23 protein-coding genes are annotated in these 24208 nt (G+C 70.8%); 15 read left to right on the top strand and 8 right to left on the bottom strand.

The features are described 5' to 3' along the window. Positions 1-1590: an ABC transporter permease subunit gene (locus GPA03_RS02335; protein WP_156250384.1), complete on the bottom strand. Its 1590-nt coding sequence runs from the start codon at positions 1588-1590 to the stop codon at positions 1-3. A gap of 138 nt (positions 1591-1728) precedes the next feature. After that, positions 1729-2994: a sugar ABC transporter substrate-binding protein gene (locus GPA03_RS02330; RefSeq protein ID WP_156250383.1), complete on the bottom strand. Its 1266-nt coding sequence runs from the start codon at positions 2992-2994 to the stop codon at positions 1729-1731. A 193-nt stretch (positions 2995-3187) separates the two neighbouring features. Here GPA03_RS02330 and GPA03_RS02325 point away from each other — a divergent pair, with 193 nt between their 5' ends. Then, positions 3188-4171: a LacI family DNA-binding transcriptional regulator gene (locus GPA03_RS02325; protein ID WP_241681128.1), complete on the top strand. Its 984-nt coding sequence runs from the start codon at positions 3188-3190 to the stop codon at positions 4169-4171. A gap of 25 nt (positions 4172-4196) precedes the next feature. On the opposite strand, the gene GPA03_RS02320 is transcribed toward GPA03_RS02325, so the two are convergent. Both GPA03_RS02320 and GPA03_RS02315 read right to left on the bottom strand, forming a co-directional pair. Then, entirely contained in the window at positions 4197-4388 is a 192-nt protein-coding gene (locus tag GPA03_RS02320; protein ID WP_241681045.1) for a KTSC domain-containing protein, read from the bottom strand. Between the two features lie 26 nt (positions 4389-4414). After that, complete coding sequence (locus GPA03_RS02315) at positions 4415-5596, bottom strand: ROK family transcriptional regulator (RefSeq protein WP_156250380.1); 1182 nt, start codon at positions 5594-5596, stop codon at positions 4415-4417. Between the two features lie 144 nt (positions 5597-5740). Between GPA03_RS02315 and GPA03_RS02310 the strand changes: the two genes are divergently transcribed. The 5 genes from GPA03_RS02310 to GPA03_RS02290 all read left to right on the top strand — a co-directional run bounded on the left by GPA03_RS02310 (position 5741) and on the right by GPA03_RS02290 (position 11533). After that, entirely contained in the window at positions 5741-8656 is a 2916-nt protein-coding gene (locus tag GPA03_RS02310; protein WP_156250379.1) for a LamG-like jellyroll fold domain-containing protein, read from the top strand. Positions 8657-8730: 74 nt separating this feature from the next. Further along, entirely contained in the window at positions 8731-8985 is a 255-nt protein-coding gene (locus GPA03_RS02305; RefSeq protein WP_156250378.1) for a hypothetical protein, read from the top strand. A 76-nt stretch (positions 8986-9061) separates the two neighbouring features. Further along, a complete protein-coding gene (locus GPA03_RS02300) occupies positions 9062-10459 on the top strand; it encodes an MFS transporter (protein WP_156250377.1) in 1398 nt (465 codons plus the stop codon). Continuing rightward, the gene (locus tag GPA03_RS02295; protein ID WP_156250376.1) at positions 10456-11256 is read left to right on the top strand and encodes a ChbG/HpnK family deacetylase; all 801 of its coding nucleotides are present in this window, start codon (positions 10456-10458) and stop codon (positions 11254-11256) included. Before GPA03_RS02300 ends, GPA03_RS02295 begins: the two co-directional genes overlap by 4 nt. A 46-nt stretch (positions 11257-11302) precedes the next feature. Then, positions 11303-11533: a hypothetical protein gene (locus tag GPA03_RS02290; protein ID WP_156250375.1), complete on the top strand. Its 231-nt coding sequence runs from the start codon at positions 11303-11305 to the stop codon at positions 11531-11533. A gap of 4 nt (positions 11534-11537) precedes the next feature. Here GPA03_RS02290 and dusB read toward each other — a convergent pair whose 3' ends face one another. Next, positions 11538-12755 carry a tRNA dihydrouridine synthase DusB gene (dusB, locus tag GPA03_RS02285; RefSeq protein WP_156250374.1) on the bottom strand — a complete coding sequence of 406 codons (1218 nt, stop codon included), beginning with the start codon at positions 12753-12755 and terminating at the stop codon, positions 11538-11540. Between the two features lie 15 nt (positions 12756-12770). Between dusB and GPA03_RS02280 the strand changes: the two genes are divergently transcribed. The 3 genes from GPA03_RS02280 to GPA03_RS02270 all read left to right on the top strand — a co-directional run bounded on the left by GPA03_RS02280 (position 12771) and on the right by GPA03_RS02270 (position 16518). Further along, positions 12771-13235 (top strand): YbaK/EbsC family protein, encoded by a 465-nt coding sequence (locus GPA03_RS02280; protein ID WP_156250373.1) that lies wholly within the window; start codon positions 12771-12773, stop codon positions 13233-13235. A gap of 161 nt (positions 13236-13396) precedes the next feature. Next, a complete protein-coding gene (locus GPA03_RS02275; RefSeq protein WP_156250372.1) occupies positions 13397-15187 on the top strand; it encodes a glycoside hydrolase family 3 protein in 1791 nt (596 codons plus the stop codon). A gap of 29 nt (positions 15188-15216) precedes the next feature. Next, positions 15217-16518 (top strand): exo-beta-N-acetylmuramidase NamZ family protein, encoded by a 1302-nt coding sequence (locus tag GPA03_RS02270; protein ID WP_156250371.1) that lies wholly within the window; start codon positions 15217-15219, stop codon positions 16516-16518. Between the two features lie 10 nt (positions 16519-16528). Here GPA03_RS02270 and GPA03_RS02265 read toward each other — a convergent pair whose 3' ends face one another. Next, positions 16529-17218, bottom strand: coding sequence for a DUF899 domain-containing protein (locus tag GPA03_RS02265; protein WP_156250370.1), 690 nt, complete (start codon positions 17216-17218; stop codon positions 16529-16531). Between the two features lie 94 nt (positions 17219-17312). On the opposite strand from GPA03_RS02265, the gene GPA03_RS02260 reads away from it, so the two are divergent. Further along, on the top strand, positions 17313-17939 hold the full coding sequence (locus GPA03_RS02260; protein WP_338325714.1) for a TetR/AcrR family transcriptional regulator: 627 nt from the start codon (positions 17313-17315) through the stop codon (positions 17937-17939). A gap of 7 nt (positions 17940-17946) precedes the next feature. Here the strand turns inward: GPA03_RS02260 and GPA03_RS02255 are convergent, their stop codons facing one another. Further along, positions 17947-19170, bottom strand: a complete 1224-nt coding sequence (locus GPA03_RS02255; protein WP_241681044.1) for a YibE/F family protein — start codon at positions 19168-19170, stop codon at positions 17947-17949. A gap of 3 nt (positions 19171-19173) precedes the next feature. Beyond that, on the bottom strand, positions 19174-20562 hold the full coding sequence (locus GPA03_RS02250; protein ID WP_241681043.1) for a glycine--tRNA ligase: 1389 nt from the start codon (positions 20560-20562) through the stop codon (positions 19174-19176). A 110-nt stretch (positions 20563-20672) separates the two neighbouring features. Here GPA03_RS02250 and GPA03_RS02245 point away from each other — a divergent pair, with 110 nt between their 5' ends. From GPA03_RS02245 to GPA03_RS02225, 5 genes are read left to right on the top strand one after another with little or no spacing between them, the layout of a single operon-like run. Next, on the top strand, positions 20673-21590 hold the full coding sequence (locus GPA03_RS02245) for a metal ABC transporter substrate-binding protein (RefSeq protein WP_156250367.1): 918 nt from the start codon (positions 20673-20675) through the stop codon (positions 21588-21590). After that, entirely contained in the window at positions 21581-22369 is a 789-nt protein-coding gene (locus GPA03_RS02240) for a metal ABC transporter ATP-binding protein (RefSeq protein WP_156250366.1), read from the top strand. The genes GPA03_RS02245 and GPA03_RS02240 overlap by 10 nt, the downstream gene beginning before the upstream one ends. Continuing rightward, positions 22366-23247: a metal ABC transporter permease gene (locus tag GPA03_RS02235; protein WP_156250365.1), complete on the top strand. Its 882-nt coding sequence runs from the start codon at positions 22366-22368 to the stop codon at positions 23245-23247. Before GPA03_RS02240 ends, GPA03_RS02235 begins: the two co-directional genes overlap by 4 nt. Next, positions 23247-23654, top strand: coding sequence for a Fur family transcriptional regulator (locus GPA03_RS02230; RefSeq protein ID WP_156250364.1), 408 nt, complete (start codon positions 23247-23249; stop codon positions 23652-23654). Before GPA03_RS02235 ends, GPA03_RS02230 begins: the two co-directional genes overlap by 1 nt. After that, positions 23647-24204, top strand: coding sequence for a DedA family protein (locus GPA03_RS02225; protein ID WP_156250363.1), 558 nt, complete (start codon positions 23647-23649; stop codon positions 24202-24204). The genes GPA03_RS02230 and GPA03_RS02225 overlap by 8 nt, the downstream gene beginning before the upstream one ends. Positions 24205-24208 lie beyond the last annotated feature (4 nt).

Below are 24208 nucleotides of genomic sequence, written 5' to 3'. Positions count from 1 at the left end.
TCAGAGCACCTCCTCGAGCTTGCGGGTCTGTCTGAAGCCCAGCCACGAGACCAGGCCGACGATGACGAAGATGAGGATCGACATCGCGGCGGCGAGCCCGTACTGCTTGGTGCCGGCCACGACGGCGACCTTGTAGACCACCGAGATGAGGATGTCGGTCTCCCCCAGCGCCAACGGGTGGCCGGGGATGTTCGGGCCGCCCTCGGTCACGAAGTAGATGAGGTTGAAGTTGTTGAAGTTGAAGGAGAACGAGGCGATCAGCAACGGCGCCACCGAGATCATCAGCAGCGGCAGGGTGATCGAGCGGAACTGCCGGAACGGTTTCGCGCCGTCGATCTTGGCCGCCTCGTAGACATCGCCGGGCACGGCCTGCAGCGCCCCGGTGGCGATGAGGAACATGTAGGGGAAGCCGAGCCACAGGTTGACCGCGATGATCGAGAAGCGCGCGAGCCACTCCTCGGTCAGCCACGGGATGTCCGCCCCGCCGAGGATGGTCGAGTTGATGAAGCCGTAGGGGTTGTTGAGCATGCCTCGCCAGACCAGCGCGGCGAGGAAGCCTGGGAACGCGTACGGCAGGATCAGCAGCGACCGGATCAGTGTGCGCCCCCGCACCGCGGGGTGGTTGAACGTCATGGCCAGGAACAGGCCCAGGAAGAACGTGGTCGCGACCGAGAGGAATGCGAATGCGAACGTCCAGGCACCGGCCTGCAGGAGGGCGCTGCTGATCCGGGAGTCGGTCAGCATGCGCTGGAAGTTCTCGAACCCGATGGTCACCGGCCAGCCCGGGGTCAGTCTGGTGCCGTCCTCGGCCTCGAAGAAGCCACGGTCGTTGGGGATGTACACGGTGCCGGTGGTGATGTCGGTGAAGGCGTCGGCAGCTGCGTCGTAGGAGTAGCGCGGCGAGGACTGGAAGCCGACCGCGCCCGTCTGGGTGCGAACCCAACCATCGGCCGGGTCATCGGAGAACGGCACCCGCAGCTCAGTGACCTCGCCCTGCACCTCGAGGACCTCGGCGAGGTTGAGCACCCTCCAGCCGGGGATCTCCTCGGGGGCGCCGCCCTCACCGATCGTGGCGCCGTCGACCGGCTCCAGGGGTTGCTCGGCGGTCCCGACCTGGACCTCACCATCCACCACGACGGCGAAGCCGAGCTGGTCGGCCTCGTCGCGGACCACCTTGAGCGGCATGTCGAGCGCGCCCTCCACCCGGATGTCACCGGTGCGCAGGATCTGCTCGATCGCCTGATCGCGAGAGACGGTGTTCTCGGATCCGTAGTTGGTGAAGGCGATGTAGGCCGTGTAGCCCATCGTGAACACCTGGTACACCAGCAGGAAGATCACGCCGGGCAGCAGATACTTCGCCGGCACCTTGCGCTTGCTGAAGTACACCCAGTTGACGACGACCAGCAGCACGACCGTGACCGCGAGGATCCACCACTGGCGCACCATGAACGAGGAGTAGACGGCGTACAGCAGGCCGGCGTTGATCACCGCCATCACGGCCAGCTTCACGAACCACCAGCCATTGAGCTCGCGAGCGTGCGAGGTACTCCCCCGGACCGGGGTCTCGTCCTTGGTGGCGACAGTGCTCATCAGCAACTCCAGAGACTCGCGCGACGTCGCGCTGGTGGTGTGTGCCGTCGGCCGCGAAGGTGCGACCGCTGGTCCTCGGGGGCGCCGTGCCGACGCCCCCGAGGACTGTTGCCGCACGCGCGGCGTGCGGCGCGCGGATCAGCCGATGGCGGCTTCGATGTTCTCGACCATCGTCTGCCACGCGGCAGCCGGGTCGCTGGCGTCACCGGAGATGATGTCGGCCTGGGTGGTGCCCCAGAAGTCCCACACCGAACCCATCTGCGGAAGCGTCGGCATCGGGACGCCCACCTCGCCGGCCGCCGCGAAGCCGGCGACGATCGGGTCGTCGGCCGCCACGGCGTCAGACGCGGTGGTCAGCGCGGGGATCCGGCCACCGGAGGTGTACAGAGCCGTCTGGACCTCGTCGGTCGCGACGTAGTCGAGCAGGAAGGTGTTGGCCAGCAGCTGGTTCTCGGACGTCGCGTTGACGAAGAAGCCCTGCACGCCCACGAACGGTGCTGCGGTCTCGCCACCCGCCGAGGGGATCGGCAGCACCGAGACCTCCAGGCCGGCGTCGGTGAAGGCCGAGATGTTCCACGGGCCCGTCACCATGAAGGCTGACTCGCCGTTGGCGAAGGCCTCCTTGGCGATGTCTGCCGTGATGGCCGTCTGCAGCGCGCCGGTTCCGGCCGCGCCGTTGGCGGCGAGCCAGTCGGCGAACGCCGTGCCGGCCTCGCCACCGAGAGCGAGCTCCGGGAGGTAGGAACCGGTGTCATCGGTCGCGAAGACCGGCGCACCGAACGAGGTCTGGAACGGGTACATGTGGTACGCGTCGCCCGCATCGCCCTGCTGCAGCAGCACGGGGTACTGACCACCCGCAGCCTCGCCCGCGGCGATCATCTCGTCCCAGGTGGTGGGTGCGACGTCGGTCATGCCGTCGTTGCGCACGAGCGCGATGTTCTCGATGCCGTAGGGGACGCCGTAGTTGGAGCCCTCGTAGCTGAAGGCGTTGACCGCCACCTCGACGAACTCCTCGGCCTTGGCGCCGAGGTCTACCGGGGCGACGACGCCGGCGGTCACGAGCTCGCCGGTCCAGTCGTGGGCGCCGACGATGATGTCCGGGCCCTCACCGGTCGGCGCCTGCGCGAGGAACTCGGGGCGGATGTCGTCGAAGTTCTTCTGGACGATCTCGACCGTGACGCCGGTCTCGGACTCGAACTGTGCTGCCACATCCGTCAGCGGCTCTGCGCGGAGCTCGTCCGCCCAGATCGTCAGCGTGCCGGTCGCGGCGGCAGAGGAGGTCTCCTCGCCGCCCGTGGCGCCGCCGTCGGTCGTCTCGTCGTCGGTGGTACCGCCGCCGCTCTGGCATGCGGCGAGGGCCAGGGTCAGGCCTGCTGCCGCAGCGATCATGATGCTTCGACGCATCTGCTCACTCCTGTGTGTGTCGTGACTCGGCCGGCGTCGCGTCGTAGCGAACGGCCCTGTTCGATGGAAGGTATCCCGAATCCTTCCCTTCTGCAAGGCCTTGCTGTAACTTTCAGAACACGTTTCAGACAAGGAGGTCCAGGTGAGCACCACGAGCACGAGCAGCCGCACCCGGCTGACCGACCTCGCCGAGATGGCGGGCGTCAGCACGGCCACGGTCTCGCGTGTGCTCAACGGCAAGCCGGGGGTCGCCGCCGAGACCAGGCAGGCGGTGCTGCAGGCGCTGGACCTCCTCGGCTACGAGCGCCCCGAGCGGCTCCGGGGCCGGTCGGTCGGTCTGATCGGACTCGTGGTCCCTGAGCTCACGAACCCGGTGTTCCCCTTGTTCGCGCAACGGATCTCGGCCGCGCTCGCCAGCTCCGGCTTCACGCCGCTGCTGTGCACACAGGTCGCCGGCGGTACCACCGAGGACGAGTTCACCGAGATGCTCCGCGACCACGGCGTCGACGGCATCGTGTTCGTCTCAGGCCTCCACGCCGACCGCAGCGCCTCCCCCGAGCGCTATCACAAGCTCCGCAGCGAGGGGCTGCCGATGGTGCTCGTCAACGGCTACCTCCCGGGCCTGGACGCCTCCTTCATCTCCGCCGACGACGTCGAGGCCATGTCGCTCGCCGTGCGTCATCTCGTCTCGCTCGGCCACACCAAGGTCGGGCTCGCCGTCGGGCCCGATCGGTTCACGCCGGTCGCGCGCAAGATCCAGGGCTTCGCCACCGCGATGGAGCAGAGCCTCGGGGTCACCGACACCCAGGAATGGGTCTCCTCCTCGCTATTCACGCTCGAGGGTGGCCAGGCCGCCGCGAAGGAGCTGATCGAGAAGGGTTGCACCGGCATCGTGTGCGCCTCCGACGTGATGGCCCTCGGCGCCGTCAAGGCCGCCCGCGCGCTCGGTCTGGCCGTGCCTGGCGACGTCTCGGTCATCGGTTACGACGACTCCCCCCTCATCGCCTTCACCGAGCCCCCGCTGACCACGATCCGCCAGCGCGTCGAGGAGATGTCGGCGGCCGCGGTCAACGCCCTGCTCACCGAGATCAGCGGTGGCGGCGCCCCGCGCACCGAGCTTGTCTACTCCCCCGAGCTCATCGTGCGCGGCTCGACCGCCCCGGCCCCCACCCCCTGACCCTGCCCAAACTCCTGCACCAGGTCTACCCCGCGTCGAAGACCTCGCGGCCCGGGTAGTGCGGCTTGACCTCGCGGTTGACGTAGGCGCCGATCGAGTCGGCGACCATCAGCTCGCGGTGCACCGAGGGCGGCACCATCGAGTACCGGTACACGTCGCCGCCGATGAACTCGACCTCGAGCTCGTTGGTCGCCGCGTCGTACCCCACCGCAGCCACGGCGCCCGATCTCACCGGAACCCGTCTCACCGGTCGGTGACACCGGGCTCGTCGCTCGGCCCCCCGGAGCGCCAGGGCGCGGTGGCGAGCACCCGCTGCCACCCCGACTCTGCGGCGTGCCCCACCGCCCCGCGCACCACGGTGTCCTCGAGGAACGGAGACAGCACGCACTCCACATCGTGGGCGCCGTGCCGGCCCAGCTCGTCGCGCAGCGCCTCGGGCAGAGCCGGACCGCCGCGAGCGATCGCGCCCGAGATGGTGATGACGCGCAGGTCCAGTGCAAGACAGATCGGAGCGACGACCCTCACCAACGGAGCCACACCGTGCCGCAGCGCCTCGACGGCGCCCTGCTCACCACGACCTGCGGCCGCGAGCAGCTCTTCTGCCGACACCTCGGGAACGCCACCGAGCTCCGGGAGCCGGCTCACACGCACGACCTCCTCGAGGTGGCGCACCTGACCTGTCACCGGATCCTCGGTGAGCAACGATCCCACCTCGCCCGCGGCGCCGGACTCGCCGCGATAGAGCTGGCCATCCTGCACGATCCCGGCACCCAGGCGCTGACCCCACTGCAGACCGAGGAAGGTCGGCGGCATGTCCGGCACGGAGCGCATCGCCAGCGCGGCCAGGTTGGCGTCGTTCTCCACAGACACGTCGGTCGTGCCGGCACCGAGCCGATCCACGACCTCCTCGACAGTCCAGTCGCCGAGCTTGTGGCGCGTGGTGATCCGACCCGTCCGGAGATCGACGATCCCCGGGGTCGCCACCGTGCCGGCCACCATCGTCGCAGCCCGCAGGCCCGTCTCGGCGAGGCACTCCTGCAGCATCTCGCCCAGCAGGTCGAGCATCTCCTGGCCGAGCCTGCGGTCGTGGCGGCGCTCGCGCCGGGCCCGCACACGGCCGTCGAGGCCTGCCACCTCGACCACGGCCCGATGCGCGCCGGCGTCAGCGCCGAAGACCATGAACCTGCGCTGCAGCAGCGCGTAACGGGCTGCCGGCCGGCCGGTGGCAACCGAGGGCTCGTGGCGCTCCAGCCATCCGTGCTCCTCGAGCACGGCGACGATCTGGGCGACCGTGGGTCGGGTCAGCGCGGTCATCTCCGCAAGCTCGGCGATGCGGGTGGGCTCACCGGCATCCCGCACTGCCGAGAGCACTCGGCGCGTGTTGAGCATCCGCAGCTGTGGTGTGCCGCGGGCAGGTTGATCCATCTCGATGCCTTTCGCCAGCCGCTACCGTAGCGTCACGACCATTCGTTATGGTCTTTTACGAAAAGGTCTTGCCCAACTCGCTCCGCCGCTGGTACACATGCAGAAGCCCGCAGCGCAGCGGTACCGGACGAGCGAAGGCGCACCATGACCCGGCATCACCCCTCTCCCCCTACTCCCGATCTCCCACGGGCGCTCCGGCCCCCATCCGGGCGAAGGTTCGCCCGCACGCTGACGGCGGCGCTCGGCGCCGCGCTCGTGCTCGGAGCCACCACCGTGCCGACCGCTGAGGCGGACTCCCACCTGCCCGCCCCCAGCTCCTCGACCTGGGCGCTCGACGGCGACGCGCAGGACTCGACGGGCGAGCGTCACGGTGAGGCGCTTCCCGGCGTCACGTTCGCCGACGGCAGCGCACGCTTCAGCGCCGCCGACGACTCGGAGATCCAGATCCCGTTCGATCGCGCTCTCGAGCCCGGCAACCGCACCTGGCAGCTGACGCTGACCGACGTCGTGCCTGGGCCGCTCACCCGCCAGCACCAGGCGCTCGTGACGAGCCGGTCGACGAACAACCAGGGCTGGGCCGTGTACATCATGCCCGACGGCGAGATCCGGTTCTGGTCGCGGATCGTCGGACGTGGTCAGTGGGCGCAGTACGCCTCCGGCGTCATCGCCCAGGCCGGGACCAGCTACGACATCGCGATCACGCGTGAGGCGAACCAGGTCCGTATCCAGATCGCCGGAGGTGCGGCAGCCGACGTCACCTACGACATGGGTATCCCCATCGTCAACAACGGCAGCAACCCCATGCGGATCGGCAACGGCGGCGACGAGGGGCAGGACTTCTTCTACCGCGGCTCGATCGGCGCTGTGTCGCTGACGACCACACCCAGCACCGAGCCCTGGGCGGGGTGCGACGACGCCAGCGACCTCGCCGCCGGTGTGACACCGCCGGACCCGGCGATCCTCCAGGGCGACGTGCCACAGGACGAGATCACCCAGCTCAGCCTGCAGGCGGCCCGGAACGCCAACCGCTTCGTCACCACGACCTGGTGGGACGACAAGTTCGGGGCCGAGACCGATGAGCGGATCGACCTCACCGGGAGGGTGGCCAACACCGAGTACGCCCTGCGAGGCGTCGCCATGGCGTCGGTCAACGCCGCGATCCTGCTCGCGACCGGAACCTACGACGCCGCGGACACCGGGGTGAGCGAGAGCGAGGCCCGCGAGCGCGTGGTGCGGCTGGCCACCTCGGCAGCGGCCGAGCACATCGCCAACACCCCGCAGGGATGGGGACCGGAGTCGTCCCAGTGGCAGGCCTCGCTGTGGGCCTACTACAACGGATTCGCCGCGTGGCTGCTCTGGGACGACCTCACACCGCAGCAGCAGAGCTGCGTGGCCAACATGGTGGCGATGGAGGCCGACGCGATGCCGGCGCCCGGCTACTACCGCGACCCGCAGGGCCGGATCATCAGCCCCGGTGACACGAAGGCCGAGGAGAACACCTGGCAGAGCTCGCTCTCGGGCCTGGCGGCGATGATGATGCCGAACGCCGCCGGCGCACAGCAGTGGCGAGCCGATGCCCTCGAGCTGTCGATCGCCGGCTGGGCCGCACCGCAGGACGTGACCTCGACCGAGGTCCTCAACGGCCGACAGCTGGACGAGTTCCTCCAGGGGTCGAACGTCGACACCGACGGCACGGTCGCCAACCACAACCTGATGCACCCCATCTACATGCTGGCCTTCGACCAGAGCGTCAACAACGCGCTGGCCCAACAGCTCGCCGGGCACCTGCCGGCGTCAGCGTTCCTGCACAACGTCGATCTCACCTACGGCGCACTGGTCGAGCAGCAGTTCGACTCGCCGCCCTGGGACGCACCCGGCGGGACGATCTACGTGCCGGGCGAGCCGGACATCTACTACCCGGACGGCAACGACTGGGGCACGACCTTCCCGATGTACTTCGCCCAGGCGGACGTGATCGCTGACAGCTTCGACATCGGCTCGGACCTCAGCACGCCCCCGAGCGAGTGGGCACGCCTCCACCTCCAGGAGGCCATCGAGCTGCAGAGCCGCTTCGAGGACGGGCACACGTACCTGAACACGACGGAGAGCAACTACGGGCTCCGAGAGGAGCGCACCGCACAGATCGCCGCGCACTCCTTCCTCACCCGGTTCCTCAACGCACAGCCGCCGGCGTGCGTCACGAACCGCCCGTACACCACGGAGACCGACGACCCGTTGCTCGGCGAGCTCGAGCACGCCAGACAAGCTCTCGACGACGCCGCCTCCGGTCTGTCCCCGGAGGACGCCGCCGCGGTCCGCGACGCGCTCGCCCGTGTCGAGACCGAGCGCGACGCAGGCGGGGACGGCACGGCGGCCGTCCGCGACCTGCAGCTGCTCCTCGCCGGTGGTGAGGACGACAGCCCGGCCCTGGTGCCGGTCCGGGCAGCGGTCGCCGATGCGGTCTCCTGCACCCTCGCGATGCCCATCGACCTCTCGGCGCCGGCCGAGGCCGAGGCCGGTGACCAGATCGACCTCGGTCTGACCGGCGGCCTCCCGGGCAGCGACTACACCCTGACGCTGGAGACGGCTGGGTCATCGATGCAGACGTTCGCGGCAGCGAGCGCTGTCTCGCTCGGCGCGCTCACGACGGGTGCCGACGGCGCCGGCATCGCCTCGATCGCGCTGCCCCCGAGCCTGAGTCCCGGACCGGTCACGGTGACAGCCACCACCGGCTCCTCCAGCGTCGCCGCGACGATCGTCATCCAGGCCGCCGAGGTGCCTCCCACGGAGGCGCCGACCGACCCGCCGACCGACCCGACCGACGGCCCGACCGACGGCCCGACGGACCCGACCACGGCACCGACCGACCCACCGACGTCCGCAGCCGGCGGCGACGACCTGGGCGGCGCCTCGGACGACTCCGATCAGTCGGGGCGCCCCGGCGATCTGGCCGACACGGGCACGTCCGGGATGCTCCCGCTGCTCGGGCTCCTCGCGGCGCTCACGGTGGCCTGCGGCGTGACGGTGCTGCTCGTGCGGCACCGCGCCGGACGCGCGTGAGCGGTGAGGGGCCGCCGCGCAGGCGGCGGCCCCTCACGGGGCTCGTGGCGCAGCGGCAGCAGGACGTGTGTCTCGTGATCGAGCAGCTGCATCCGGCGACCGGCCACGACACCGGTGGACCGGCGGCGGTCGTGCGGGCGCACGCCGGCACCGTCCCGGCCCGCGTGCTCGCGGCAGCGGGCCTCGACCGGTGCGAGCGCCTCCTGGGTGACGTCCGGCAGCTGCTCTCCACCGAGCCGCCACGAAGCGGGTTCGCGATGCTGAACGACGAGGCGCAGAGCCTGCGACTGTTCGTCCTCTGGCCGCACTACGACGGCAGTCAGCCGTAGCCGACGCTCCCTAGCGCGGGACCGACCGTCCTGGTGGGAGGATCTCGCCGAGCACATTCCGGCGCAGGAGGTTGCGATGGCTGACCCGTTCGAGAGCTCGACCGCACCGAGCGGCCCCACGGTGGCGTCGACGACGCCACGTCGCACGCCACCGTGGCGCTACGCGATCGGGATGTTCGGCACGTCGATCCCGATCAACATGATCAAGGGATCGATGATCCTGTTCTACGTGGACATGCTGGGCATGGATGCCCGCGTGTACGCCGGCGTCATGATCGTGTACGCGGTCATCGACGCGATCGACAACCCGCTGCTCGGCCACCTCTCCGACCGCACCCGCACCCGGTTCGGACGCCGGCGGCCGTGGCTGCTGATCGGCGCGCCGCTGCTCGCGGCGTCGATGATCGCGTTCTTCTCGGCACCGACCTCGCTCGACGGCGTGGGCCTGGTGATCTGGTTCGCGGTCTTCGCGATCCTGTGCGAGGCGTTCGACTCGATGCTCAACGCGAACTACGGCGCCCTGCTGCCCGAGGTGTTCCCCGAGGAGACCAAGCGCGCGAGGGCCAACAGCCTGCGGCAGGGCTTCCAGCTCGTCGCGCTGGTGGTCTCGCTCGCGGTCACGCCGCTGCTCACCACGAAGGTGTTCGGCTCCGAGACCTCCACGGCGGGGTTCCGCACCACCGCGATCATCTACGGCCTCGTCGCGGTCGTCGCGATCTGCTTCATGGCGATCGGCGTCCACGAGAACCCGCGCTACTCCACGCGTGAGCGGACCCCGTTCCTGCCGAGCGTGGTCGCGATCCTCAAGAACCCGCTGTTCTGGAAGGTCGGCCTGATCGGGGCCTGCTACGCGATCCCGATGGCGCTCGTGCTCTCGGGCGTGCAGCTCTACGTCCGGTACGCGCTCGGGCTGCCGGTCGCGCAGACGCTCTACCTGCAGGGCGTGGTCATCGTGGTCGCCGCCGTCGGGCTGGCGGTATGGACCCGGGTGGTGGCCCGGCGGGGTGCCCTGTGGACCTGGCGGCTCGCGTTCCCGCTCCTCGCCGTGAGCTTCATCGGCCTGTTCTTCGCTCACGACCTCGTCACCGGCATCGCGGCCGGCGTGCTCGTGGGCATCGGCTGGTCGGGCATGCTCGCGACCAACGACCTGATCGTGGCCCGGGTGCTCGACGGCGACGCCGTCCGTCACGGCGCCCACCGCGAGGGCCTGTTCCTGTCGGCGTTCGGCACCCTGGGCCGCCTCAACGGCATCATCACGGGCCTCGCGCTCGCGTCGCTGACCTGGTTCTTCGGCTACACCTCGGGCGACGACCCCGGCTCCGACCCCGGCACCGCGTTCCGCTTCTACATGTGCGTGTACCCGTTCGCGCTCGCCCTGATCGGCTCGGTCGCCGCCCGCTTCCTGCACGTCCCCGCACAGCTGCCCCCCGAGGCGTCCGAGCTGGTGGAGCCCGCTGACGAGAGCACGGTGTGAGCGGGCGCCGGCTCGTCATCACGGCCGACGACCTCGGCCGGGACCCCCGCACCGACGCGACCGTGCTCGCCCTGCTCGAGCGCGGGCACATCACCGCCACCACGCTGCTGACCGTCACGCCCGGGGCAGCCGACGCCGCTGCCCAGCTCGCCGCGCTCGGCGTCACCCCGCGCCTGCACGCCACGCTCACGAGCGAGCGTGGCATCGAGCGGTGGCGAGCTCGCTCGGGCAACGCGGCCTTGCCGTTCGCCCTGGCGAGCACGACCGTCGACGACGTGCTCGCCGAGCTCGCCGCTCAGCTGGCCTGGATGCGCGAGCACGGCATCACCCCGACGGGTGCGGACTCGCACGCCGGCACGCTCTACGGGCTCGACGGCGGCCCCTGGCTGGCTCCGGTGCTGCACTGGTGCGCGGCCGAGCAGCTGGCGTTCCGGCTGCCACGACAGCTGGCTCCCTACCTCGGAGAGGTGCCCGCAGAGCTGGCGGCCCGGCATCGCGACGCGGTCGCCCTCGCCGACCAGCTCGGCGTGCCGCTGCCGGAGGCGATGATCACCAACCGCGCCGGCGCCGCCGAGCTGGGGTCCTACGAGGCACTGCGCGAGCAGATGATCGGTGCGCTCGTGACGCTGCCCGAGGGCACCAGCGAGCTGTTCCTCCACCCGGCCGAGGGACTGCCGGGGCCCACGGGGCAGATCCGCGCCTGGGAGGCGAGGCTGCTGCGCGACCCGGCATGGCACGAGGCGCTGGCGAGCGCCGCGATCGAGCCCGCCCCCGACTGGCTGGCCCCAGATCGGTGACAGACGTCATCGGCCTGGGCTCGCCGTCCGTGCGATCGTTCGAGACATGAACCGCAGGTACCTCTCCTTCATCGCGCTGGCGCTCTCGATGCTGTACGGCGCAGGCTTCGCCGCCCTCGACCCGACGCCCAACGGGTACGCCCCGCTCGGCGGTGTCGTGGTCGCGCTGGTCTGGATCTCCGTAGGCGTGTTCGGCAAGGACGACCCCAGACCCCACGCCGGTCCGACCACCGATGCGACCTCTCCTTACGGGACCCCGCCGGAAGACCGCGTCTGAGGAGTCAGCCTCCCGAGACGCTCAGCTCGGCCTCGGCGAGCATCTCGCTCAGGCGGTCGTCGATCTCGCGGCTGGTGAGCCAGCCGTCCGGAACCGCAGGGGTCTTGGGGCTGCCGGCACGACCGCGCGGCCCTTCTGCTCCCTCGCCCGGGTAGGGCTGCTCGAGGTCAAGCGCGCCGAGGCGGTCGTCGAGCTCGGCGAGGCTGCTGACCATGCCGAGGGCGGCACGCGCCTCGCCGCCCACCACGTAGCCCTTGAGGTACCAGGACATGTGCTTGCGCAGCTCGCGCAACGCCCTTCCCTCCTCGCCGAAGTGCTCGACCATCAGCTCGGCGTGCCGGCGGATTGCGCTCGCCACCTCGCGCAGGCCCGGCTGCACGCGCAGGTCGGAGCCGGCGAAGCCCGCTACGAGGTCCGTGAACAGCCAAGGTCGGCCCTGGCAGCCGCGGCCCACGACGACGCCGTCGCACCCCGTCTGCGCCACCATCGTCAGCGCGTCCTCGGCGGACCAGATGTCACCGTTGCCGAGCACGGGAACATCGGTCACGGCGTCCTTCAACGCAGCGATCGAGTCCCAGTGGGCGGTCCCGGAGTAGTAATCGGCAGCCGTACGGGCGTGCAGCGCGACAGCGGCCACGCCCGCATCCTGTGCCCGCAGTCCCGCGTCGATGTACGTGAGGTGGTCGGCGTCGATCCCCATGCGCATCTTCACCGTCACCGGAACCCCCGACGGCGCCGCCTCCTGCACCGCGCCCGTCACGATCGCCCCGAACAGGTCGTGCTTCCACGGCAGGACCGCTCCCCCGCCCTTGCGGGTCACCTTGGGCACGGGGCAACCGAAGTTGAGGTCGATGTGGTCGGCGCGGTCCTCGGCGACGAGCATCCGGACCGCGGCCCGCACCGTGGCCGGGTCGACCCCGTACAGCTGCACCGACCGGACCTTCTCGGTCTCGTCGTGGGAGATGATCCGCATCGACTCCGGGGTGCGCTCCACCAGCGCCCGAGAGGTGACCATCTCCGCGACGTACAGCCCGACCGGTGCCGGCGAGGAGGAGAGAGCGGCCTGCTGATCGGGCGGCACGCCGTCGAGCGCCGCATCCCGGCACAGGGTGCGGAAAGGCGCGTTGGTCACCCCGGCCATCGGTGCGAGCACGATGGGGGTGCCCACGTCGTAGGGACCGATGCGCAAGCTCACCGCACGAGTATCGCTGATCCTCGGCATCGATAGGGTCGGGGTGTGGCTGAGCACACGTCGATCACCAGGTTCCGGGCCGCCCTCGCCGAGGCGGGTGGCAGCGGTGAGATCAGGATCCTCCCGGACTCCGTGCACACGGCGGCGCTGGCCGCCGAGGCGCTCGGGTGCCAGGTCGGAGCGATCGCCAACAGTCTTCTGTTCGACGGCGGTGGTGCGCCGGTCCTCATCCTCACCTCAGGAGCCCATCGGGTCGACACCGACCTGGTCGCGCGGACCACCGGCCCCCTGACGCGGGCGGACAAGGACTTCGTCCGCACCCACACCGGCCAGGTGATCGGCGGGGTCTCACCGATCGCCCACCCGGCACCGATCCGGACCTACATCGACCCCTGGCTGCGCGAGCACCCGGTCGTCTGGGCGGCTGCCGGCCATCCCGCCGCGGTGTTCTCCACCACCTATGACGAGCTGGTGCGCATGACCAGCGCCACGGAGCTCACGGTCGCGTGACCGTACGAGCGGCGGGCTGAAAACCGGCAACGCCACCACCCGGGGTGGCCAAGTAGGGTCAAGCTTTGGTCAAACCTCTACCATGGGGGTTCCCGTTCGGGTAGGCATGGATCGACCCGACCAGACGCTCGCACCGCCGCGAGCAGCCCCTTGGAGACGCCATGCGCCCGTCGACCACGTTCACCCGCAGGACCCTGCTCACCAGCGGCCTGGCCGCCGCTGGCGTGGCAGCAGCCGCGACCACGGCCCACGCGCACGGCAGCAGCCCGCGCGGCGAGCACGGGTGGGTCACCTCGCACCTGCGCCGCATGACCATCGAGCAGAAGATCGGCCAGCTGTTCGTCCAGAACGTCTACGGGTCCGACGCCACCACGCCGGACGAGCGCAACATCCCGCTGTACGGGGTGGCCAGCCCGGCCGAGGTGGTGCAGAAGTACCAGCTCGGGGGTGTCATCTACTTCGCGTGGACCGACAGCGTGCAGGACCCCGACCAGATCGTGGCGCTGTCCAACGGCCTGCAGGAAGCCGCGAACCAGGGGCCCAACAAGGTGCAGATCCCGCTGCAGATCGCCACCGACCAGGAGGGTGGCCTCGTCACCCGCATCGGGCCGCCGGCCACGCCGTTCCCGGGCGCGATGGCGCTCGGTGCCGGCCGCAGCGCCGAGGATGCCCGCGCCGCGGCCGAGATCATCGGGGCCGAGCTGAGGGCGATGGGCGTCAACACCGACTTCGCGCCGGTCTGCGACGTCAACGTCAACCCGGCCAACCCGGTGATCGGCACCCGCTCGTTCAGCTCCGACCCGGCGCTGGCCGCCGAGATGGCAGCCGCGCAGGTGCGCGGCTTCCAGGACGACGGTGGTGTCTCGGCCTCGGCGAAGCACTTCCCGGGCCACGGCGACACGGCGGTCGACAGCCACGTCGCGTTCCCGATCATCACCCACACGCGCCAGGAGTGGGAGGAGATCGACGCGCCACCGTTCCGGGCGGCGATCGAGGCCGGCATCGACATGATCATGACGGCCCACCTCGCCTTCCCCGCGCTCGACGACTCCGGCGACCCGGCGACGCTGAGCCACCCGATCCTCACCGGCGTGCTCCGCGAGGAGCTGGGCTTCGACGGCGTCATCGTCACCGACGCTCTCAACATGCAGGGCGTGCGTGACCTCTACGGCGACGCCGAGGTCGCCGTCCGCGCCCTGCTCGCGGGTGCCGACCAGCTCCTGATGACACCAGCGATGGACGATGCGTACGCAGCGGTCACTGATGCCGTGCAGACCGGCCGCATCAGCCGCCGGGACCTCGATGAGAAGGTCGCGCGCATCCTGCGGCTGAAGTACCGGCGCGGCATCGTCGAGCGGCCCTACGCCGACCCCGAGGAGGTGAGCGCCGTCGTCGGCATCCCGGCCCACCTGAGCCTGGCGGACGAGATCACGGACCGGACCACCACGCTGGTGCGCAACGACGACGGCGTGCTGCCGCTCGCCGTCGAGGGCACCGCCATCCTGGTGACCGGGTACGGCGTGACGACCACCGGCGTCCTCGCCGACGCGCTGACCGACCGGGGCGGCGTGGTGACGCGGGTCGAGACCGGCACCGCGCCCTCCAGCGCCCGCATCGCGGCCGCTGTCGCCGCCGCCGCGACTGCTGACGTGGTCGTGGTCCTGACGATGAACGCGTCGACCTCGCCAGGTCAGCAGCAGCTGGTGTCGGAGCTGCGCGCCACCGGTGCCGTCGTGGTCGTCGTCGCGGTGCGGAACCCCTACGACATCGCCTCGCTCGGCGACGCACCGACCTACCTCGCGACGTACTCCTACTCGCCGATCGCCATCGAGTCCGCGGCCAGGGTCCTCGCGGGTGAGGTCGCGCCGGTGGGCACGCTGCCGGTCGACATCCTGGCAGCCGACGACCCTACGACGATCCTGTACCCGTTCGGGCACGGGCTGACCTGGTGACCGCACAACCACGAGGGAGACGATCGAGGATGGCAGTGAACAGACGACGAGTGCTCGCCGGCGGACTGACCGCGGCGGGGGTGTCGGCAGCGGGGCTGCTCGCGGGCGCCGCACCGGCCGCGAGCAGCCCCGGTGGCAACGCGCCCGGCCGCCGCGTGGTCAGCGGCGCCGAGGTGGCCGCCGAGGACGACTGGGCGGTGCTCGGCGGCGGGCGCGTCGGCGTCATCACCAACCCGACGGGCGTGCTCGGCTCGTTGCGCAGCATCGTGGACGAGATGCACGACTCGGGCCAGGTGGACATCGTGGCGGTGTTCGGGCCCGAGCACGGATTCCGCGGATCCGCGCAGGCCGGCGAGGCCGAGCCGACGTTCACCGACCCGCGCACCGGCATCACCGTCTACGACGCGTACGGCGCGGGCGTCGATGCGATGACCGAGATGTACACCACGGCCGGGGTCGACACGGTCGTGTTCGACATCCAGGATGTCGGCGCCCGGTTCTACACCTACATCTGGACGATGTACACCGCGATGCGCGCCGCGGTACGCACCGGCGTCCGCTTCGTGGTGCTCGACCGGCCGAACCCGATCGGAGGCACCGCACGAGGGCCGATGATGACGGCGGAGTTCACCTCCGGCGTCGGCGCCAAGGAGATCGTGCAGGCGCACGGCATGACGGTGGGTGAGCTCGCGCAGTTCTTCAACGGCGAGTTCCTCCCCGACGAGGAGGGTGGCGTCGTCGAGGAACTCGAGATCGTCGAGATGCGCCGATGGAAGCGCCGGACGTTGTTCGCCGAGACCGGCCAGACCTTCGTGATGCCGAGCCCGAACATGCCGACGGCTGACACCGCGCTGGTCTACCCCGGCACCGGGATGTTCGAGGGCACCAACCTGTCGGAGGGCAGGGGCACCACCCGGCCGTTCGAGCTGATCGGCGCGCCCTACCTCGACCACCGGTGGGCGCAGGCGCTCACGGCCCGGGAGATCCCGGGCGTGCAGTTCCGTGAGGCGTACTTCACGCCCACGTTCAGCAAGCACGTGGGCGAGGTCTGCGCGGGGCTGCAGGTGCACATCACGCACCCCGACCGCGTGGACCCGATCCGGGTCGGTGTCGAGATGCTGGTGGCGGCGCACGACCTCTACGCCGAGTTCGCCTGGCGCGAGGACTCCTGGGACCCGGCACGCCCGTTCTGGATCGACAAGCTCACCGGGTCCACCCGGCTGCGCGAGCAGATCGACGCGGGCGCCGGTGCCGACGAGGTGATCGCCGCCTGGGGCGAGGAGCTGTCGGCCTTCGACCGACGTCGCCGCCCCTACCTGATCTATCGCTGAGGTCGGCAGCTCAGCTGGCAGCGGGCCCGTACAGCCGGGCGATGTCGGGTGAGTCGAGCCAGCCGACGTAGGCCGGCTCCTTCGGCCAGCCCGCGGGCGAGTCCTGCCAGTCCTCGCGTCGCCCGTAGGGCAGCAGGTCGATCAGCGGGAAGGTGTGGCTCAGCTGCTCCGTGCCGCGGCCGTCCGTGGTCCAGGTGCGGAAGACCTGGTCGCCCTCGCGCAGGAAGACGTTGACGGCGAACCCGCCGCCCGCGGGCGCGCCCACGTCGGCGCCGAACTCGCTGTCCGCGGTGGAGTACCACTCCATGCGGTTGCCGACCCGCTCGGCGTAGGCGAGCGCGTCCTCGATGCGGCCCTGCGTGACGATCACGAAACGCGCGTCGTAGGGGTCGAGGAAATCCAGCCTGGTGAACTGCGAGGTGAAGCCGGTGCAGCCGCCGCACTGCCACTGCGCGTCGTCGTGCCACATGTGGTGGTACGTGATCAGCTGCGACCGGCCGTCGAACACCTCGGCGAGCGTGACCGGACCGTCCTTGCCGACGAGGGTGTAGGAGGGCATCGCCACCATCGGCAGCCGACGGCGCTGGGCCGCGATCGCGTCGAGCTCCCGGGTCGCGGCCTTCTCTCGAGCCCGCAGGGCCTCGAGCTCGCGCTGCCAGGTGCTCGCGTCGACGACCGGTGGAAGGGCGGTGCTGGACATGGGCGGGGCTCCTCGTTCGTCGCGATGTGGACAACGTCCACACGATGATAAGTTGACATCGTAGACATGGCTGGCGACGAGTCAAGAGGTGCGAGTGACGCAACGCCCCTACCACCACGGCAACCTGCGGGCCGCGCTCGTGGACGCGGGCCTGGAGCTCACCCGGGAGGGTGGTCCTGGGGCGCTGGGGCTGCGGGAGGCGACGCGGCGGGTCGGCGTCTCCCCCAATGCCGCCTATCGGCACTTCGCGGACCGTGACGCACTGCTGGGTGCGGTGGCGGCACGCGTGCAGGAGCTGATGGCCGATCGCATGGCGCTCCCGGCAGGGAGCGGTGCCGCGTCCTCGAGCGAGGCCGACGAGCAGGCTCGGAGCCGGCTGATCACGGTCGGACTGGGCTACATCGAGTTCGCCCTCGAGGAGCCCGGCTGGTTCGCCGTCGCGTTCTTCCCCGCTCCGGGATCCGCACCTGCCGACAGCCCGTACCGCTCCCCCGCCACGGCGCCACCGTTCCGGATGCTGGTCGAGGCGCTGGACACGATGGTCACCGCCGGCGTTCTCGACCCACGAGCACGACCCGGCGCGGAGTGGCCCTGCTGGTCAGCGGTCCACGGCTTCGCCGAGCTGGCGATCCACGGCCCGCTGCGCGGCCTGCCGGCCGCCGAGCTGCGTGCCCTGGCGGAGCGGACGGTCGCGGCGATCGTGACCGGCGTCCAGACCTGAGCGGTCCTCAGGCCTTCTGCGGGGTGCGCCCCACGAGCGCCGCCGAGATCGCCGTGGTGGCGGGAATCGCCAGCACGAGACCGATCGAGGACACGAGCGTCCGCACGACCTCCTCGACGATCTCGCCCGACATGAGGAACTCCAGCAGGCTCCGGTCGTAGATCGCGCCGACCATCAGCAGCGGCAGCGACGTGCCCACGTACGCGAACGCGAGCGTGTAGACGGTGGAGGCGATGTGGTCGCGGCCGATGCGCATCGCCCGGGTGAAGACCTTGCCGCGGCCGGCGCCGGGGTCGGTGGCGTGCAGCTCCCAGACGGCGGACGCCTGGGTGATCGTCACGTCGTTGAGCGCCCCCAGCCCGGCGATGACGATGCCGCACAGCAGCAGCGCGCTGAGCGAGGTCCCCGGGAAGGTGGTGAAGACCATGTACGCCTCTTCAGAGCCGTTCCCCACGAGGTTGCCGGCGCCGAGCATCCACCACCCCAGCGCCGTCGTGATCGCGAGCCCGGCGAACGTGCCGAGGAGCGCCGTCGTCGTCCGGATCGAGATCCCGTGCGCGAGGTAGACGGCCACGAACATCATGGCGCTCGACCCCACGAGCGCCACCAGCAACGGCGAGGTGCCGAGGATCAGCGCGGGGATCACGAACGCGCCGACGATCACCAGCGAGGCCGCGAGCCCGAGGACCGCCGCGAGCCCGCGCCATCGGGCCACGAGCGCGACCACCAGCAGGTAGAGCGCGACCAGCACGATCACCGGGATGTCACGCACGTAGTCGACGAACACGAACGGCGAGCCGGTCGCGGCAGCGCCGGCGACGTACAGCATGCGGATCTCGTCGCCGATCTCGACGCCCTCGGCGAGCACCTCGGGGGGCGCCTGCACGCTCACCTCGCGGCCGGCGTGCTCGCCGGTGAGCACCTCGACCACGACCTCCGCTCCGAGCTCGCCGGGCACGTCGGTCACGCGGCCGCGCTCGAACGTGGCGCCGTCGGCTGTGAGCGGCACCGAGCCCATCTGGGACTCGCCACGCGGCCACAGCGCGATCATCCCGACGATCGTCGCGATGAGCAGCGGGACCACGAGGGCGGCGAGCACGGTCCGGACCCGACGTGCCTCGGCGGCAGGTATCTCGATCGGCCCGTGGCCGTGCGCGTGGCCACCGATCGCGCGTCGAGCAGCCCGGCGGGTGCGACGGCGAGGTCCGGGCTCGTGGGGATCGGTGCTCACCGGTCAGGCCCCGAGCAGGCGCTCCGCGAGGTAGCCGCGCACCTGGTCGATCGCGACTCGCTCCTGGGTCATCGAGTCGCGCTCACGCACGGTGACGGCCTGGTCCTGCGCCGTGTCGAAGTCGATCGTGACGCAGAACGGGGTGCCGATCTCGTCGTGACGGCGGTAGCGGCGCCCGATCGCCCCAGCGTCGTCGAAGTCGACGTTCCAGGACTTGCGCAGCTCTGCGGCGAGGCTGCGGGCAGCCGGGGAGAGCTCCTCGTTCCGGGACAGCGGCAGCACCGCGACCTTGACCGGCGCGAGCCGCGGGTCCAGGTGCAGCACGGTGCGGACGTCGGTGCCGCCCTTGGCGTTCGGCACCTCCTCCTCGTCGTAGGCATCGACGAGGAACGCCATCAGCGACCTGGTCAGCCCCGCCGCCGGCTCGATCACGTACGGGGTCCAGCGCTCGTTGGTGGCCTGGTCGAGGTAGGACAGGTTCTGGCCCGAGTGCTCCGAGTGCGTGGTCAGGTCGAAGTCGGTGCGGTTGGCGATGCCCTCGAGCTCGCCCCACTCCGACCCCTGGAAGCCGAACCGGTACTCGATGTCGACCGTGCGCTTGGAGTAGTGCGACAGCTTCTCGGCCGGGTGCTCGTACAGGCGCAGGTTGTCGCGGGCGATGCCGAGATCCACGTACCAGTCGGTGCGGTTCTCGATCCAGTACTGGTGCCACTCCTCGTCCTCGCCGGGCTTGACGAAGAACTCCATCTCCATCTGCTCGAACTCGCGGGTGCGGAAGATGAAGTTGCCGGGCGTGATCTCGTTGCGGAACGACTTGCCGATCTGGCCGATGCCGAACGGCGGCTTGCTGCGGCTGGAGCGCATCACGTTGATGAAGTTGACGAAGATGCCCTGCGCGGTCTCGGGCCGCAGGTACTGCAGCCCGCTCTCGTCCTCGACCGGGCCGAGGTAGGTCTTGAGCATCATGTTGAAGTCGCGCGGCTCGGTCCAGCGACCGGTCGTGCCGCAGGAGGGGCACGGCACCCCCGCGAGGCCGCCCTCGGGCTCACGGCCCTTGCGTTCGGTGAACTCCTCGATCAGCTGGTCCTCACGGAACCGCTTGTGGCACTGCAGGCACTCGGTCAGCGGGTCACTGAACGCGCCGACGTGCCCCGAGGCCACCCAGACCTGCTTCGGCAGGATGACGGCCGAGTCCAGGCCCACGACGTCGTCGCGGCCGCGGACCACCGCCTGCCACCACTGCCGCTTGATGTTCTCCTTGAGCTCGGTGCCCAGCGGTCCGTAGTCCCACGCCGACCTGGTTCCGCCGTAGATCTCGCCCGTCTGGAAAACGAAGCCACGACGCTTGGCGAGGCTGATGACGTTGTCGAGTCTGGAGGTTGCGCTGGCCACGATGAGGGACTCCTTCTGATGCCGCACCCGACCTGGCTGGCCGGGCGTCCGAGTCAGGCTAGCCGGTCCGACCAGACCTGGTTTGACAAGCATTCTCATCATTGTTGAGAATGATTGTCATGACATGCCTGCGCGCCCGCATCCTCGCCCCCGTCGCAGCGCTCCCCCTCCTGCTGGTCGGTTGCTCGGCCGCGAGCGACGACGGCGAGGTCCAGATCGCGGTCACCGCCTACCCCTTGCAGTTCATCGCTGAGCGGGTCGCGGGCGAGGCCGCCACCGTGACCAACGTCGCACCCGCCGGCACCGAGCCGCACGACCTCGAGCTCTCGCCTTCCGCAGTGACGAGCATCGTGACCTCCGACGTGGTGCTGATGCTCTCGGGGTTCCAGGCCGCCGTCGACGACACGATCGGCGAGGTGGGCGAGGAGACGGTCGTGGTCGACGCCGCGGACTCGGCCGACCTGCTCGAGGAAGGGCACGAGGACGAGGGGGACCACGACGGCCACGACCACAGCGGCGTCGACCCCCACTTCTGGCTCGACCCGCTGCGTGTGGCGGACGTCGCTGATGCGCTCGCCGCTGCGCTCACCGAGACCGACCCGGACGGCGCAGCCACCTACGAGGCGAACGCGGCCTCCCTGCGCACCGATCTGGAGACGCTCGAGAGCGAGTTCGCGACCGGTCTGGCGGACTGCGCCGACCGCACGTTCGTGACCAGCCACGAGGCCTTCGGGTACCTGGCTGACGCGTTCGAGCTCACCCAGATCGGCATCGGCGGCATCGACCCGGAGGCCGAACCCTCCCCCGCTCGGGTGGCCGAGGTGCTGCGGGAGGCGCGCGACGCCGGCGTCACGACGATCTTCACCCAGCCTGGCGGACTCACCGCCGGCGCGGACGCCGTGGCCGAGGAGCTCGGGCTCACGCTCGCTACGCTCGACCCGATCGAGCTCGAGCCGCAAGGTTCGGACTATCTCGCCGCGATGCGGGCGAACCTCGCCGCGCTCCACGAAGGACTCCAGTGCAGCTAGCAGAGGCGGGCACCGCCCTCGACCCGATCCAGCTCGATTCGGTGTCGGTGGCGATCGGCGGAAACACGCTGCTGACCGACGTCGACCTGCAGGTGCACCCGGGCGAGGCGGTGGCACTGCTCGGGGCGAACGGCTCGGGCAAGTCCACCTTGATCCGCGCCGCACTGGGGCAGGTGCCCGTGGTCGCGGGCGAGTCCCGGTTGTTCGGCGCCCCGACCCGTGAGAACAGCCGCGTGCCCTGGCCGCGCATCGGCTACGTGCCGCAACGGCTCAGCGCCGCATCGGGCGTCCCGGCCACCTCCCTCGAGGTCGTGGAGACCGGGCTGCTCGGGCGCCAACGCTGGTGGCTTCGCCGCGCCGACCGCGAGAGAGCGCTGCGGGCGATGGACCAGCTCGGCGTCGCGAACCTCGCGCACCGCCCGTTCGGCGTGCTCTCGGGCGGCCAGGCGCAGCGGGTCGTGATCGCGCGCGCGCTCGTCCGCGATCCCGACCTGCTGATCCTCGACGAGCCGCTCGCCGGGGTCGACCTGCTCACCCAGTCCTCGTTCGCGGCGCTGCTCAGCGACCTCCACGACCAGGGCCGCACGATCGTGATGGTGCTGCACGAGCTGGGCCCGTTCGCCCAGCTGCTCGACCGCGCGGTGGTGCTGCGCGCCGGCCGGATCATCCACGACGGCGACCTCCCCCGCGACCACGTCCACCCGCACGGCGCGCACGACCACCTGCACGTCGAGCACGCGCTCGCGACCGAGCCGCAGACCCAGCGGAGCCTGCCATGACCGACGTGCTGGCGATGCTGTCCACGCCGCTGTTCCAGCGCGCCCTTCTCGCTGCGCTCGTGGTGGGGGTCAGCGCGCCGGTCGTCGGCACGTTCCTCGTGCAGCGGCGGCTCTCGTTGCTGGGTGACGGGATCGGGCACGTCGCGCTCACCGGTGTGGCCCTCGGCTGGCTGGTCGGCGCCGCGACCGGCGCCGCCAAGGCCGACGCGTTCGCGATCCCTGGCGCCGTCGTCGCCGCCATCATCGGAGCCGTGATCATCGAGATGGTGCGATCTCGAGGTCGCACCAGCGGCGACCTGGCGCTCGCGCTCCTGTTCTACGGCGGCATCGCCGGCGGCGTGGTGCTGATCGGGCTGGCCGGCGGCACCAGCGCGAACCTCATGAGCTACCTGTTCGGCTCGCTCGCGACCGTGGGCACAGGCGACCTCGTCGCCACCCTGGCGATGTCCGCCGTGATCCTCGCCGTTGGCCTGGGCCTGCGCACCGCGCTCTTCGCTGTGTCCCAGGACGAGGAGTTCGCCCGCTCGACCGGGCTGCCGGTGACGGCGCTGAACGTGGCGGTCGCGGTGGTCGCGGCGCTGACGGTCACGGTGTCGATGCGGGTCGTCGGGCTGCTGCTGGTCAGCGCGCTGATGATCGTGCCGGTCGCGACGTCGCAGCTGGTGGCGCGCTCGTTCCGGCAGACCATGACGATCGCGATGCTCATCGGCGGGGTCGCCTGTGTCGGCGGGCTGCTGGTGACGTTCACGGTCGATCTGGCGCCCGGGGCCGTGATCGTGGTGCTGGCGATTGCCATCTACGCTGGTGTCGCAGCGTTGCGGCCGCTGTGGCAGCGCGCCGCGGCACCCGCTGGCGCGTCGGAAGGAGGCCAGGGCTGATGCAGCGTATGACACGGCAGCGCACCGCGCTCGCGGACCTTCTCGACGGCACCCCGGACTTCCGCTCCGCCCAGCAGCTCCACCAGATGCTCAAGGATGCCGGCCAGAACGTGGGGCTCGCCACCGTCTACCGCACCGTGCAGGCGATGGCGGAAGCCGGCGACGTCGACGTGCTCCGCATCGAGGACGGCGAGGCGCTGTACCGTCGCTGCGCACGCGGGCATCATCACCACCTCGTGTGCCGCGAGTGCGGCAAGACCGTCGAGCTCGCCGGCGAGGCTGTCGAACGCTGGGCCTCGCGCATCGCTCACGAGCACGACTTCGTCGACGTCGACCACACCGCCGAGCTGGTCGGCACCTGCCGCGAGTGCGCCACCCGCATCTACGGGGGCGGCACGGGTGCCTGACTTCCTGGCCTCGATGCCGTTCTGGGTCGCCTTCGTGGTGCTCTTCCTCGGCGCGATGGCCCGCGCCCAGATGGTCTACTGGGTCGGCCGGGTCGCCACCGAGCAGACCCTGCGCCGCACCCATCCCCAGCAAGGCTGGAAGCGCCGGATGCACGACTGGCTCGAGGCCGGTGGCGCCGAGCCCGGGGTGCGCGCGCTACGCCGCTGGGGGCTGGGCATGGTGCCGCTGTGCTACCTCACGGTCGGCTTCCAGTCGATGGTGCAGGCCGCTGCGGGGATCCTGCGGATCGAGCTCTGGAAGTACGTGCTCGCCCAGATCCCGGGCGCCCTCGCCTGGGCCACGATCTACGCCACGATCGGCTTCGCCGCCTGGGAGGCCGTGATGGCCGCCGCGGCCGGGTCTCCGCTCGGACTCGCCGCCATCCTCGCCGTCACCGTGGTGATCGTGCTCACGGTCGTGTTCATGCGGCGTCGCCGCCGCGCGGGCGAGCAGTCCACGCCGGGCGGCCTGCACGCCAACGAGCTCGCCGAGGCCGACCCGGCAGCGTGACCGG

This window comes from Pseudactinotalea terrae (assembly GCF_009733845.1).
GTDB lineage: Bacteria > Actinomycetota > Actinomycetes > Actinomycetales > Beutenbergiaceae > Pseudactinotalea > Pseudactinotalea terrae.
The sequence above is the reverse complement of the archived record's forward strand: the minus strand, read 5'-3'. Positions and strand labels throughout refer to the sequence as shown.

What these genes read in the sequence shown, in the direction of transcription:
- GPA03_RS02335 (WP_156250384.1), bottom strand. Translation starts at nt 1,590, where the DNA reads ATGAGCACTGTCGCCACCAAGGACGAGACCCCGGTCCGGGGGAGTACC.
- GPA03_RS02330 (WP_156250383.1), bottom strand. Translation starts at nt 2,994, where the DNA reads ATGCGTCGAAGCATCATGATCGCTGCGGCAGCAGGCCTGACCCTGGCC.
- GPA03_RS02325 (WP_241681128.1), top strand. Translation starts at nt 3,188, where the DNA reads ATGGCGGGCGTCAGCACGGCCACGGTCTCGCGTGTGCTCAACGGCAAG.
- GPA03_RS02315 (WP_156250380.1), bottom strand. Translation starts at nt 5,596, where the DNA reads ATGGATCAACCTGCCCGCGGCACACCACAGCTGCGGATGCTCAACACG.
- GPA03_RS02310 (WP_156250379.1), top strand. Translation starts at nt 5,741, where the DNA reads ATGACCCGGCATCACCCCTCTCCCCCTACTCCCGATCTCCCACGGGCG.
- GPA03_RS02300 (WP_156250377.1), top strand. Translation starts at nt 9,062, where the DNA reads ATGGCTGACCCGTTCGAGAGCTCGACCGCACCGAGCGGCCCCACGGTG.
- GPA03_RS02290 (WP_156250375.1), top strand. Translation starts at nt 11,303, where the DNA reads ATGAACCGCAGGTACCTCTCCTTCATCGCGCTGGCGCTCTCGATGCTG.
- dusB (WP_156250374.1), bottom strand. Translation starts at nt 12,755, where the DNA reads ATGCCGAGGATCAGCGATACTCGTGCGGTGAGCTTGCGCATCGGTCCC.
- GPA03_RS02275 (WP_156250372.1), top strand. Translation starts at nt 13,397, where the DNA reads ATGCGCCCGTCGACCACGTTCACCCGCAGGACCCTGCTCACCAGCGGC.
- GPA03_RS02270 (WP_156250371.1), top strand. Translation starts at nt 15,217, where the DNA reads ATGGCAGTGAACAGACGACGAGTGCTCGCCGGCGGACTGACCGCGGCG.
- GPA03_RS02265 (WP_156250370.1), bottom strand. Translation starts at nt 17,218, where the DNA reads ATGTCCAGCACCGCCCTTCCACCGGTCGTCGACGCGAGCACCTGGCAG.
- GPA03_RS02245 (WP_156250367.1), top strand. Translation starts at nt 20,673, where the DNA reads ATGATTGTCATGACATGCCTGCGCGCCCGCATCCTCGCCCCCGTCGCA.
- GPA03_RS02235 (WP_156250365.1), top strand. Translation starts at nt 22,366, where the DNA reads ATGACCGACGTGCTGGCGATGCTGTCCACGCCGCTGTTCCAGCGCGCC.
- GPA03_RS02230 (WP_156250364.1), top strand. Translation starts at nt 23,247, where the DNA reads ATGCAGCGTATGACACGGCAGCGCACCGCGCTCGCGGACCTTCTCGAC.